12 protein-coding genes are annotated in these 12,291 nt (G+C 60.8%); 2 read left to right on the top strand and 10 right to left on the bottom strand.

Going from position 1 to position 12,291, the window contains the following annotated elements; genetic code table 11:
* Nucleotides 1-88: 88 nt before the first annotated feature.
* The 7 genes from ACM110_RS04560 to ACM110_RS04530 form a co-directional block, all read right to left on the bottom strand.
* Nucleotides 89-214, bottom strand: coding sequence for a hypothetical protein (locus ACM110_RS04560; RefSeq protein ID WP_256590244.1), 126 nt, complete (start codon nt 212-214; stop codon nt 89-91).
* Nucleotides 215-422: 208 nt separating this feature from the next.
* Nucleotides 423-602 carry a hypothetical protein gene (locus tag ACM110_RS04555; RefSeq protein ID WP_416126782.1) on the bottom strand — a complete coding sequence of 60 codons (180 nt, stop codon included), beginning with the start codon at nt 600-602 and terminating at the stop codon, nt 423-425.
* A gap of 156 nt (nt 603-758) precedes the next feature.
* Nucleotides 759-1,928: a lactonase family protein gene (locus ACM110_RS04550; RefSeq protein WP_416126781.1), complete on the bottom strand. Its 1,170-nt coding sequence runs from the start codon at nt 1,926-1,928 to the stop codon at nt 759-761.
* Nucleotides 1,921-2,217, bottom strand: coding sequence for a DUF5629 family protein (locus tag ACM110_RS04545; RefSeq protein WP_416126780.1), 297 nt, complete (start codon nt 2,215-2,217; stop codon nt 1,921-1,923). Before ACM110_RS04545 ends, ACM110_RS04550 begins: the two co-directional genes overlap by 8 nt.
* Before the next feature lie 171 nt (nt 2,218-2,388).
* Complete coding sequence (locus ACM110_RS04540; protein WP_416126779.1) at nt 2,389-3,969, bottom strand: aldehyde dehydrogenase (NADP(+)); 1,581 nt, start codon at nt 3,967-3,969, stop codon at nt 2,389-2,391.
* 10 nt (nt 3,970-3,979) lie between these two features.
* Complete coding sequence (gene araD1, locus ACM110_RS04535; RefSeq protein ID WP_416126778.1) at nt 3,980-4,972, bottom strand: AraD1 family protein; 993 nt, start codon at nt 4,970-4,972, stop codon at nt 3,980-3,982.
* Between the two features lie 160 nt (nt 4,973-5,132).
* Nucleotides 5,133-6,455 (bottom strand): MFS transporter, encoded by a 1,323-nt coding sequence (locus ACM110_RS04530; protein WP_416126777.1) that lies wholly within the window; start codon nt 6,453-6,455, stop codon nt 5,133-5,135.
* Nucleotides 6,456-6,648: 193 nt separating this feature from the next.
* Here ACM110_RS04530 and ACM110_RS04525 point away from each other — a divergent pair, with 193 nt between their 5' ends.
* Entirely contained in the window at nt 6,649-8,346 is a 1,698-nt protein-coding gene (locus ACM110_RS04525; RefSeq protein WP_416126776.1) for an IlvD/Edd family dehydratase, read from the top strand.
* 65 nt (nt 8,347-8,411) lie between these two features.
* Entirely contained in the window at nt 8,412-9,131 is a 720-nt protein-coding gene (locus ACM110_RS04520; RefSeq protein ID WP_416126775.1) for a FadR/GntR family transcriptional regulator, read from the top strand.
* Nucleotides 9,132-9,136: 5 nt separating this feature from the next.
* Here ACM110_RS04520 and ACM110_RS04515 read toward each other — a convergent pair whose 3' ends face one another.
* The 3 genes from ACM110_RS04515 to ACM110_RS04505 all read right to left on the bottom strand — a co-directional run.
* A complete protein-coding gene (locus tag ACM110_RS04515) occupies nt 9,137-9,682 on the bottom strand; it encodes a vWA domain-containing protein (RefSeq protein WP_416127031.1) in 546 nt (181 codons plus the stop codon).
* Nucleotides 9,683-9,801: 119 nt separating this feature from the next.
* Nucleotides 9,802-10,809, bottom strand: a complete 1,008-nt coding sequence (locus tag ACM110_RS04510) for an ATP-binding protein (RefSeq protein WP_416126774.1) — start codon at nt 10,807-10,809, stop codon at nt 9,802-9,804.
* 46 nt (nt 10,810-10,855) lie between these two features.
* The coding region (locus tag ACM110_RS04505) for a cobaltochelatase subunit CobN (protein WP_416126773.1) at nt 10,856-12,291 on the bottom strand (1,436 nt) is incomplete at its 5' end.

Genomic DNA, 12,291 nt, shown 5'->3' with positions numbered 1-12,291 from the left:
TCCACAGAATCATTCAAAACAGCCCCGAGAACCAACGAGTCTCATCTATAGCGAATATCAACTTCGTTGATCATTGAGCGAGACTATTTCAGTCTTCGATAAAACTAATCATGCGCTCGCGGGCAGCGTCAGGTTCGCCGGAAATTGGCTCTGCAGCCGACAGGATTGGAGTGGAATAGAGGAACAGCAGCACCACGGCCAGACGCATCGCCATATTGTCGGTCCTTTTCTTGAGAAGGAGTCAATAAATCCGCGTCAAATTTAAACCGGTGGCCATGTGATATCAAGCAATACCTTGATGCCAATTTGATGTTGTCGCAAACACGTTATGCAGGAGCGACATCACTTCAACGCTTTGCGAGACATCAAGACTCGATCGGCAAGTGACTTCGCTCCTGCACAAAGGGTGCAGGGAGTAACTTTCAGTGTTGGGCTTTGTGATCGAGCGCGGCGTAGAAGTTGGCGCTCTGTTGCAGGTATTTCTGGGTGTAGCTCTGGGTGTGGGATTTTTTGTCACTGATTTCAACGTTGGCACTGGCTGGCAAGGCAACAGTGGCGGAGATGGCGGAAGCGGCGATTACGGAGAAGAGATTGATGTTCATGTGGGTATTCCTCGAAGTCAGTTGGCTTGCTTGCCCGGTGGGGCCGTGAAGCAAACTTAACCTTCGAGGAACGAAGCCTTGAAATGCTTTGTAGCATTACCAAATATCAGCCTCATTGATAGAAAGGCGCAGGCCCCGAAAACCGGGGCCTGCGGTCTATTGTCGCAGCAGAAACTTCAAGTCGCTCGGCGCATCCATCGGCAGTTTTTGCACGGTTTTGCCCAGCAGACCGGTCTTGGCATCGCGCTCGACGACGACAATCTGGTTGCTTTTCTGGTTGGCGATCAACACGAACTTGCCACTCGGATCGAGGCTGAACTCACGCGGATGATCGCCCTCCACCGCTCTGCGTTGCAGCTCCTTGAGATGCCCCGTCGCCGGATCGATGGCGAATACCAGCAACTGATTGGCGGTGCCGCGGTTGCTCACGTACAGGAATTTGCCGTCGGCTGAAGTGTGCGACGCGGCAGCCGCTTTGTCGGACACGGGCTGGCCGGCAGCCAGTTCGACCATTTGCGTCTGCTCAAGCTTACCGTCGCGGTAATCGAATGCGGCCACCTGGGCACTCATTTCCATGGTCAGCCAGGCGTGTTTGCCATCGGCGCTGAACAGCAGATGGCGCGGACCGCTGCCGGGTGGCAATGGGACAAATGCCGGTGTGGCGGGAGTCAGCGGCAGGTCGGGATTGGCCTTGGGGTCGAAATGGTAGACAAACACCTTGTCCGCGCCCAAGTCATTGGAGAACACGAACTTGCCATCCGGCGAAGGGACCGTCGAATGCACATGCGCCGACATCTGCCGTTCGGGATTGACCCGGCTGGACGGATGGCTGCTCATCTGCACCACTGGTTTGAGCGCGCCATCGGCGCCGATCGGCAGCACCGCCAGGGTTCCGCCCGGATCTTCGGCCACCGAGTAATTACTGACGAATAGATGGCTGGAGTCCGTGCTGAGGCTCGAATGCGTCGGCTCGTTGCCCAGGCTCTGCACTTGATTGATCAGGGTCAGTTCATGGGTCTTGGGGTCGATGGCGTAGCTGCTGACGCGCCCTACCGGATCGGTCTGGCCCGGGCCGTTTTCGTTGACCACGAACAGCTGTCGCTGATCTTTGGAAAGGGTCAGCCAGGACGGGTTTTCGTTTTTGATCACTTGCAACGGCTTGGCGTTGATCTGCCCGGTGGCGCTGTCGAAGTTCAGGCGATAGATGCCTTGGCTTTGCCCGGCGGTGTACGAACCTACGAGCAGTTGATAGTCATCGGCGCAAGCGGCTTGAACGCCCATCGCGCCGATGCTGCCGGCTATCAGCAGTGGCCAGAGATTACGCATCGTCCTGGTCATCATCTTCGTTGTCGCCGCTGATCACGTCGCCCAGGCACACCAGTCGGTGTTCGCCTGAATCACCCGTAATCAACCAGCTTTGTAGAGTTGTGTCGAAGGTAGCGGCCTGGATCTGCGCCGGGGTGAACTCCCAGTGTTTGGCCGCACGGCCATCCATGCATTCAATGTGCAGGTTATCGAACTCATCGAGGGAGAATTCGAAGGCATGCAGCCCGTCGATTTCCACCATTCCGCAGTGTTCGAGGGCGTTGAGCAAGGTGTCGGTTGGGGCAGTCATGGCAGTCAATCTTTGAATGGGAAAGACGCAATGATAGCTCAATGTTCCCTACTCTCCCCTGTAGGAGCTGCCGAAGGCTCGGGCCGCGATCGGACGATCTTTTGATTTTGCTTTTTAAGATCAAAATCAAAAGATCGCAGCCTTCGGCAGCTCCTACGGGGGTGTGGGTTGTTAGAGAGCCTCGCGCGTCGGCTTGCCATCCACCAGCCGCTGAATGCGCAACGGATTACCGTTCTTCAACGCATCTGGCAGCAGGCTGTCCGAGTAGTTCTGGAAGCACACCGGACGCAGGAAACGGTCGATGGCCAAGGTGCCCACCGACGTACCGCGCGCATCCGACGTCGCCGGATACGGCCCGCCATGCACCATCGAATCACATACTTCGACACCGGTCGGATAACCATTGAGCAGGATTCGCCCGACTTTCTGCTCCAGCAACGCCGTCAGTTCGCTGAACTGTTGGAAGTCCGCCTGCTCGCCGATGATCGTCGCCGTCAATTGACCGTGCAGACCGTTCAACGCAGCGCTCAGTTGCGCCTGATCCGCCACTTCAACGACGACGGTGGTCGGCCCGAACACTTCCTCTTGCAGCACTTCATCGCCATTGATCAACAAGCTGACATCAGCCTTGAACAGTTGCGGTTGCGCCTGACGACCTTGCTGCGCATTGCCCGCCAAATGCTTGATGCCCGGATGATCGATGAGTTTTTGCAGACCTTTGCCGTAGCTGCTCAAAGTCCCGGCATTGAGCATGGTTTGCGCCGGTTGATCGGCCATCATGTCGGCCAGCAACGTGAGGAACGCGCTGAACTGCGGCGAACGGATGCCAATCACCAGACCGGGATTGGTGCAGAACTGACCACAGCCTTGAACCACCGAAGCCGACAGGCCACGGGCAATGGTTTCCGTGCGGTCTTGCAGCGCCTGCGGCAGCACGATCACCGGGTTGATGCTCGACATCTCGGCGAACACCGGAATCGGTTGCGGGCGCGCGGCAGCCATGTCGCAAAGGGCGCGGCCACCTTTGAGCGAACCGGTGAACCCTACCGCTTGAATCGCCGGATGCTTGACCAGCGCTTCGCCGACACCGCCGCCGTAGATCATGTTGAACACACCGGCCGGCATCGCGGTTTTTTCCGCAGCGCGAATGATCGCATCGGCCACTTGCTCGGCTGTCGCCATGTGGCCGCTGTGGGCCTTGAACACCACCGGGCAACCGGCGGCCAGGGCCGCAGCGGTGTCGCCGCCCGCGGTAGAAAATGCCAGGGGAAAGTTGCTGGCACCGAACACGGCTACCGGCCCGAGACCGATGCGGTATTGGCGCAGATCAGGACGCGGCAACGGCTGCCGTTCAGGCAATGCCTGATCGATACGCGCACCGTAGAAATCGCCGCGACGCAGCACATTGGCGAACAAACGCATCTGGCCACTGGTGCGCCCGCGCTCACCCATGATCCGCGCCGCTGGCAGCGCGGTTTCGCGGCAGACCAACGAAACGAAATCATCACCCAACGCATCCAGCTCAGCGGCAATCGCGTCGAGAAACTGCGCGCGACGCTCGGCGCTCAGGCTGCGATAAGCCGGAAATGCTGCAGCGGCAGCCTTGGCGGCGGCGTCCACTTCCTCCGGGGTGGCCTGGATAAAATCATGGGGCAACGCCTCGCCGGTTTCAGCATCGACGCTTTGTAGCTTGACGCTGCCCAACGCACTGCGCTGGCCGCCGATGTAGTTGTGGCCAAGAATCAGGGTCATGCATTTCTCCTCAAAGTGTGCCGACGGTGCCGGGCTCGAACGCGGCTTCCACAGGCTTGATGCCGTTGATCAACGGCGCGCCGAATTCGGCCTGACTGATCTCGAATACATCGCCTGGTTGCGTGCGGATACCATCGGCAAACGACAGGGTCGCGGTGCCGAAGAAGTGAATGTGCACATCCCCCGGACGCAGGAACTGGCTGTATTTGAAGTGGTGGAATTCCAGGTTCGCCAGGCTGTGGCACATGTTGGCCTCGCCGCTGAGGAACTCGTTCTGCCACAGCACTTCGCCGTCGCGAAGAATGCGGCTGGTGCCGGCCAGGTGCTGCGGCAATTCACCAACGCGCAATTCCGGACCGTAGCTGCAACTGCGCAGTTTCGAGTGGGCCAGATACAGGTAGTTCTTGCGCTCCATGACGTGGTCGGAGAACTCGTTGCCCACGGCAAAACCGAGGCGATACGGTTTGCCGTCTTGGCCGATGACGTACAGGCCGCTGAGCTCTGGCTCCTCACCGGCATCTTCGGCAAACGGCGGCAACGGGAACGGCTGGCCGGGACGCACGACGATGCTGCCATCGCCTTTGTAGAACCACTCCGGTTGCACACCCGCCTGACCCGCTGCCGGTTTGCCGCCCTCCACGCCCCATTTGAAAATGCGCATGGTGTCGGTCATCGCCGCTTCGTCGCCAGCCTGCTGGTGCATTTTGTCCCGGGCCGAAGCGCTGCCCAAGTGGGTCAAACCGGTGCCGCTGACCAGCATGTGCGCCGGGTCCGGATGATCCAGCGGTGGCAGGATGCGCAATTGCGCCAGTAGATCGGCATAGTCGTGGCTGATGCCCAGGCCCAAGGCTTTGACTTGTTGCTCAAGGCCGACGCCCGCTTCGATGGCCGCCAGGGCCAGGTCACGCACGGTGCGTGCGTCCTGCACTTCGCGGACCAGCCCTTCTTCGACGACGCCAACGCGGCGTTCGCCGTTACTCAATTCGAATTGAACCAAACGCATGGATTTTCTCCCGAGTACAAATTTCGAAAACAATCGCAGATCCCTGTGGGAGCGGGCTTGCCCGCGATAGCAATCTGTCTGGCACATCAATGGTGAATGTGCCTCCGTCATCGCGGGCAAGCCCGCTCCCTCAGGGTCGGTGGTGATGCTTATTTCGAGGTCATGTACGAGTCGCCCCACGCGCACTCGCCGCAAATTCATCTGCCGGCAACACATGCTTGCGCTCCAGCAACCGGTAAACCACGCCAGTCAAAATCAGGCCGAACAACATTACGCAGGACAGGAAATACAGCCCCGAAGCCAGGTTGCCGGTGTATTCCTTGAGCGCGCCGATGACGAACGGGCCGATGTAGCCGCCGAGGTTGCCGACCGAGTTGATCAGGGCAATCCCCGCCGCCGCACTGGCGCCGGCAAAGAAGCGACCGGGCAAGGTCCAGAACACCGCCGTGCAGGAGAACAGCGAGAACGCCACCAGGCACAACGCCGCCAGTTGCAACACCGGCACCGACAGCCAGGCGCTGAGGAACAGGCCGATGGCGCCCAGTACATAAAGCACCGCCAGATGGCCGTAGCGATCATTCAAACGGTCGGAACTGCGCGGGATGATCAGCAGGCCGATGATCCCGAAGATGTACGGCACCGATGACACGAACCCGGTTACCAGGTCGCTGCCACCGAACTGCTTGATCAGCGTCGGCAGCCAGAGCCCCAGGCCATAAATGCTCAGGGTCACCGGCAGGTAGAACAACGCCAGCAGCAACACGCGCTTGTCCTTCAGAGCGTGCAGCGGGTTGCCGTGACGGGTCTGGCCGTACTGTTCCAGGTCTTTTTTCAGCTCGCCGGCAAGCCAGTCCTTCTCCGTCTGATCCATCCATTTCACTTGTTGCGGTCCGTCTGGCAGGTAACGCAACGTCGGCCAGGTCAGCAGGATCGCCGGGGTGCCGATGACGATGAACAGCCACTGCCAACCGTGCAGCCCGAGCACGCCGTCCATGCCCAGCAAGCCACCGGACACCGGGCCGGTGATCATCATGGCGATGGGTTGGGACAGGATGAACAGCCCGAGGATCTTGCCGCGATGGCGCACCGGGAACCATTGGGTGATGTAGTACAGAACGCCCGGGAAGAACCCGGCCTCGGCGGCGCCGAGCAAGAAACGCATCAGATAGAAGCTGTTGGGCCCCTGGACGAAGGCCATGCCGATGGTGATGGCGCCCCAGGTGACCATGATCCGCGCGAACCAGCGTCGTGCGCCGAAGCGGTCGAGCATCAGGTTGCTGGGGATTTCCAGCAGGAAGTAGCCAATGAAGAACAACCCGGCGCCGAGACCGTACGCCGCATCGCCGAGGCCGATGTCGGCGCCCATGTGCAATTTGGCGAACCCCACTGCGGAGCGATCCACATAGGCGATCAGGTACAGCAGGATCAGGAAGGGAATCAGTTTCAGCGTGATGCGACGAATAAGCCGCAGTTCCTGGCTCATGAGATCGGTCTCCGATTGTTGTTTTTATAGAACCTCGGGAGACGCCTCTCACGGTAAACCGTCAGGGCCATCCCTCCGCTGAAAACGACTATATAGTAATACTAATTACCCAACAACACTTCCAAACCGCCGAATTTGAGCTTATGTTACGCTTCAGCTCGAACAATATAGTCATACAATAAGAGAATCGATCATGTCTGATAAGAAACCCACCCTGCGCTCCGCCCAATGGTTTGGCACTGCCGACAAAAACGGCTTCATGTATCGCAGCTGGATGAAGAATCAGGGCATCGCCGACCACCAGTTCCACGGCAAGCCGATCATCGGCATCTGCAACACCTGGTCGGAACTGACCCCGTGCAACGCGCATTTCCGCCAGATCGCGGAACACGTCAAACGCGGCGTGATCGAGGCCGGTGGTTTTCCGGTGGAATTCCCGGTGTTCTCCAACGGCGAATCGAACCTGCGCCCCACCGCCATGCTCACCCGTAACCTGGCGAGCATGGACGTGGAAGAAGCCATTCGCGGCAACCCGATTGACGGTGTTGTGCTGCTGACTGGTTGCGACAAAACCACCCCGGCCTTGTTGATGGGTGCGGCCAGTTGCGACGTCCCGGCCATCGTCGTCACCGGCGGGCCGATGCTCAACGGCAAGCACAAAGGCAAGGACATCGGTTCGGGCACCGTGGTCTGGCAGCTCAGCGAACAGGTCAAGGCCGGCACCATCACCATCGATGATTTCTTGGCAGCCGAGGGCGGCATGTCGCGTTCGGCGGGCACCTGCAACACCATGGGCACGGCGTCGACCATGGCCTGCATGGCTGAAGCGCTCGGCACTTCCCTGCCCCACAACGCGGCAATTCCAGCGGTAGATGCGCGGCGTTACGTGTTGGCGCACATGTCCGGCATGCGTGCCGTTGAGATGGTCCGCGAAGACTTGAAGCTGTCGAAGATCCTGACCAAGGAAGCCTTCGAAAACGCCATTCGCGTCAACGCTGCCATCGGCGGTTCGACCAACGCCGTGATCCACTTGAAAGCCATCGCCGGTCGCATCGGCGTGGAGCTGGATCTGGACGACTGGACCCGCATCGGTCGCGGCATGCCGACCATCGTCGACCTGCAACCTTCCGGGCGCTTCCTGATGGAAGAGTTCTACTACGCCGGTGGTTTGCCAGCGGTGTTGCGTCGCCTCGGCGAAGCCAATCTGATTCCGAACCCGAACGCCTTGACCGTCAACGGCAAATCCATTGGCGAGAACACCAAGGACGCACCGATCTATGGCGAAGACGAAGTGATCCGCACCCTGGACAATCCGATTCGTGCTGACGGTGGCATCTGCGTGTTGCGCGGCAACCTGGCGCCACTCGGTGCCGTGCTCAAGCCTTCCGCCGCCACACCTGAACTGATGCAGCATCGCGGCCGTGCGGTGGTGTTCGAGAACTTCGACATGTACAAGGCGCGGATCAACGATCCGGAACTGGATGTGGATGCCAACTCGATCCTGGTGATGAAAAACTGCGGGCCAAAGGGTTATCCGGGCATGGCCGAAGTCGGCAACATGGGCCTGCCGGCCAAACTGCTGGCCCAGGGCGTGACCGACATGGTGCGCATTTCCGATGCGCGCATGAGCGGCACCGCGTACGGCACCGTTGTTCTGCACGTGGCTCCGGAAGCGGCGGCTGGCGGGCCATTGGCGGCAGTGAAGGAAGGCGACTGGATCGAACTCGATTGCGCCACTGGCCGTTTGCACCTGGACATTCCGGACGCTGAACTGGCAGCACGCATGGCTGACCTGCAACCACCGCAGCAATTGCTGGTGGGCGGTTATCGTCAGCTGTACATCGACCATGTGCTGCAAGCGGACCAAGGCTGCGATCTTTTCAAGGGTTGAATCGCCTATCGTCCGCGCCTGCTATCATGCGCGACACCCCATCGCACAGGACCGCGTCGCGCCCCATGGATTACCGCAAACCCTCCGACCGCAAAAGCATGCACTCGCGCATCGTCCAGGAATTGGGCATGCAGATCGTCTCCGGACGTTTCCTGCCGGACGACAAACTGCCCGCCGAAGCCCTGCTGTGTGAGGAATATGCCGTCAGCCGGCCGGTATTGCGTGAAGCCACGCGGGTGCTGGTCGCCAAGGGTTTGGTGTACTCTCGTCCGCGGGTCGGCACCGTGGTCAAGCCGCGTCGGGAATGGCACATGCTCGACCCGGACGTGCTGCACTGGCTGATGCAAAGCAGCCCGCAGAATGAATTCTTCAGCCTGTTGACCAGCGTGCGCAGCATCATCGAACCGGCCGCCGCCGCCCTCGCTGCGCAATTTGCCACCGACGACGACATCGCCTCCATCGGCGAAGCCTACCAACGCATGGAAGCCGCACCGACGCCGGAAGCCTTGCTGCAACCGGACCTGGACTTCCACAGCCGCATCGCCGATGCGACCCACAACGATTTGCTGGCCAACCTGTGCAACATGCTTTCGGTGGCGATCGCCGAAGCGTTGAAGCATTCCAACCAGCGACCGAACCTGCATGAACTGGCCCTGCCACGGCACAAGGCGATTCTCACCGCCATTGAGAACCGCGATGCCCTTGGCGCGCGGCATGCGACGCTGGTGCAACTCGATGATGCGCGCAGTGCGTTGAATGTGGTGCTGGGAAGCGATCCTGCCTGATCCCGTCAGCCCGGTAGCAGTTCGTCGATGTGCCGATAGTCGGACTGCAACTGCGCCGCCAACACCTTGCTGCGACCGAGTCGAATCGGTCCGCGCTCGATGTCGATCAGCAGTCCCGGACACTCAAGAGCAGGTAACGCCTGCCAGTCCTTCAATCGGCCATCGGTAAGCAACAGCAGCCGTTGCTGCTCCGCCGGAAAACGCTTTTGCCGCGCAGTGAGCCAACGCCCCGCTTCGCCCAACGCTGCCAGCAACGGCGTGCCGCCACCCGCGCCGAGGCCATCGAGCCAATGGCGCAAACCACGGGACGCTTTCAACCCTTGAACCTGCCACTTCGGCACATGCCCGCTGGCCGTCAGCAAGGCCAGGCGCGCGCGTTGTCGATAGGCATCATCGAACAGCTGCGCGAGCAAGCCCTTGGCATCACTCAACGCCTGATGCCGGCGAGTCGAGGCCGAGGCATCGACGATCACCAGCCACAGTTCATGGGGCGAACGGGTACGCAGATGGAACAGAAGCTCTGAGCGCTGACGCGGCCGGCCGTTGAGCAGCGTGCCAGGCCAGTTGACCGTGCCGTTGCGGGCGGCGTGACGCTTGCCTTGTTTGCCGTGATCCAACTGTCCGGCGCGGGGTCTGGCATTCGCCCCCGCGTCAGATCGAGGGCGAATGCCTAGGGCTTTTTTGGCCAGCTCGGCACTTCACGTCGGGCGCCGATCGGCAGCGCTTGAGCAGGCATTTCGCCCCACTGGCCCTGACCTTCGCTCGGGTTGGTGTTTTGCGGAGCCGTCTGTTGCGGCGCTTGTGAGGATTGCGGCGCGGGCGGTGTGTGTTCGCGACGGCGATGGCGCAAGGCGAACTCGGCAACGGCGTCGATATCTTCCTCGGCGATGCTGCTCGCCCCGCGCCAGGCAGCGTGGGCACGTGCGGCACGCAACCAGACCAGATCCGCACGCAAGCCATCGACCCCGGCGGCGAAACAGCGCTCGGTGATGTGCGCCAGCGCAGCATCGTCGAGGGGAATCGTCGCTAAAGCGCTGCGCGCCTTCTGGCATCGCTCGCGCAGGTTCGCTTGCTGGCTCTCCCACTCGGCACAGAAGCCTTGAGGATCGCTGTCGAAATCCAGGCGTCGACGGATGATCTGGCCGCGTTCAGTGGGTTGGGTGTGACCGCTGAGCGCGACGTTCAAGCCAAAGCGGTCGAGCAGTTGCGGACGCAACTCGCCCTCTTCCGGGTTCATGGTGCCGATCAACACGAACCTCGCCGAATGCCGATGGGAAATGCCATCGCGCTCCACCAGATTGGTGCCGCTGGCGGCGACGTCGAGCAGCAGATCGACCAAGTGGTCGGGCAGCAGATTGACTTCGTCAACGTAGAGCACGCCGCCGTCAGCCTTGGCCAACACACCGGGAGAAAACTGTGCACGACCTTCGCTCAGGGCCGCATCCAGGTCGAGGGTGCCGACCAGACGCTCTTCGGTCGCGCCCAAGGGCAAAGTGACGAATTGACCACTGGCGAGCAAGTCCGCCAAGCCTCGGGCCAGGGTCGACTTGGCCATGCCGCGCGGACCTTCGATCAGCACGCCGCCGATCTTCGGGTCAATGGCGGTCAGGTACAAGGCGAGCTTCAAATCGTCGGCGCCGACCACGGCGGAGAGCGGGAAATGCGGGGTGTCGGTCATTGTTCTATCTCAGTCATGGTCGGTGATGTCATGAACAGCGATGCGGTCAGCCATCTTCTTCTATATCCAATAGCAGGTTTTCCAGCGCCTCTCGGTACTCGCCCGGCTCTTTCCACATTCCGCGCTGTTGCGCTTCGAGCATGCGCTCGGTCATATCGCGCAAGGCATGGGGATTGTGCTCGCGGACAAAATCCCGGGTGTTCGGGTCGAGCAAGTAGGCATCGGCCAGCAACGCGTACTGGTGATCGTCGATCAACTGCGTGGTGGCGTCGAAGGCGAACAGGTTATCGACCGTCGCCGCCATTTCGAACGCGCCTTTGTAGCCGTGACGCTTGACCCCGTCGAGCCACTTCGGATTGGCCGCCCGCGAGCGAATCACCCGGTTCAGTTCTTCCTTGAGTGTGCGGATCTTCGGCAGGTCAGGCTGGCTGTGATCGCCGTGGTAGCTGGCCGCGGCTGCACCGCTGAGGCTTTCCACCGCCGCGAGCATACCGCCCTGGAACTGGTAATAGTCGTTGGAATCCAGCAGGTCGTGTTCGCGGTTATCCTGATTTTGCAGTACGGCCTGCACCTGGCTCAGACGCTGGGCGAACTGCTCGCGGGCCACGGTGCCTTCGTCAGAACCGCCATAAGCGTAACCGCCCCAATTCAGGTAAACCTCGGCCAGGTCCTCACGACTCTGCCACAGGCGACCGTCGATGGCGCCCTGCACGCCCGCGCCATAGGCACCGGGTTTGGCGCCGAAGATCCGCCAACCGGCCTGACGCTTCGCAGCTTCTTCATCGAGCCCCGATTTCAGCAACGCTTCTCGCTCGGCGCGGACCTTGGCTGCCAACGGATTGAGGTCGTCCGGCTCGTCCAATGCGGCGACGGCTTGTACGGCGGCATCAAACAAACGGATCAGATTGGCAAAGGCGTCGCGGAAAAAACCCGAGACTCGCAACGTGACATCTACTCGCGGGCGGTCGAGCAGGCTCAGCGGCAGAATTTCAAAGTCATCAACCCGCTGACTGCCAGTGGCCCACACCGGACGCACGCCCATCAGCGCCATGGCCTGGGCGATGTCATCGCCGCCGGTGCGCATGGTCGCCGTGCCCCAGACCGACAGGCCGAGCTGACGCAAATGATCGCCGTGATCCTGCAAGTGCCGTTCAAGAATCAGGTTGGCCGATTGGAAACCGATGCGCCAAGCGGTGGTGGTCGGCAAGTTACGCACGTCCACCGAATAGAAATTGCGCCCGGTCGGCAGTACGTCCAGACGACCACGACTCGGCGCGCCGCTGGGGCCGGCCGGGACGAAACGACCGTTCAGGGCGTCGAGCAGGCCGCGCATTTCGGCTGGGCCGCAGGCGTCCAGTCTGGGAGCGACTACTTCACGCAGGTGGTCGATGATGTCGCTCACTTCAGAGCAATGTATTTCCTGTGGGAGCGAGCTTGCTCGCGATGGTGTGTCAGCCACATTGATGTCGACTGACACACCAT

It is taken from the genome of Pseudomonas sp. NFX98 (genome assembly GCF_047784845.1).
Taxonomy (GTDB): domain Bacteria; phylum Pseudomonadota; class Gammaproteobacteria; order Pseudomonadales; family Pseudomonadaceae; genus Aquipseudomonas.
Note: the sequence above shows the minus strand (reverse complement) of the source record. Positions and strands in the feature narration are given on the sequence as shown.

Bases quoted from the DNA above. Each gene is read 5' to 3' on its own strand.
- ACM110_RS04540 (WP_416126779.1), bottom strand. From the start codon at position 3,969: ATGACCCTGATTCTTGGCCACAACTACATCGGCGGCCAGCGCAGTGCG.
- ACM110_RS04545 (WP_416126780.1), bottom strand. From the start codon at position 2,217: ATGACTGCCCCAACCGACACCTTGCTCAACGCCCTCGAACACTGCGGA.
- ACM110_RS04550 (WP_416126781.1), bottom strand. From the start codon at position 1,928: ATGCGTAATCTCTGGCCACTGCTGATAGCCGGCAGCATCGGCGCGATG.
- araD1 (WP_416126778.1), bottom strand. From the start codon at position 4,972: ATGCGTTTGGTTCAATTCGAATTGAGTAACGGCGAACGCCGCGTTGGC.
- ACM110_RS04555 (WP_416126782.1), bottom strand. From the start codon at position 602: ATGAACATCAATCTCTTCTCCGTAATCGCCGCTTCCGCCATCTCCGCC.
- ACM110_RS04525 (WP_416126776.1), top strand. From the start codon at position 6,649: ATGTCTGATAAGAAACCCACCCTGCGCTCCGCCCAATGGTTTGGCACT.
- ACM110_RS04520 (WP_416126775.1), top strand. From the start codon at position 8,412: ATGGATTACCGCAAACCCTCCGACCGCAAAAGCATGCACTCGCGCATC.
- ACM110_RS04530 (WP_416126777.1), bottom strand. From the start codon at position 6,455: ATGAGCCAGGAACTGCGGCTTATTCGTCGCATCACGCTGAAACTGATT.
- ACM110_RS04560 (WP_256590244.1), bottom strand. From the start codon at position 214: ATGGCGATGCGTCTGGCCGTGGTGCTGCTGTTCCTCTATTCCACTCCA.
- ACM110_RS04510 (WP_416126774.1), bottom strand. From the start codon at position 10,809: ATGACCGACACCCCGCATTTCCCGCTCTCCGCCGTGGTCGGCGCCGAC.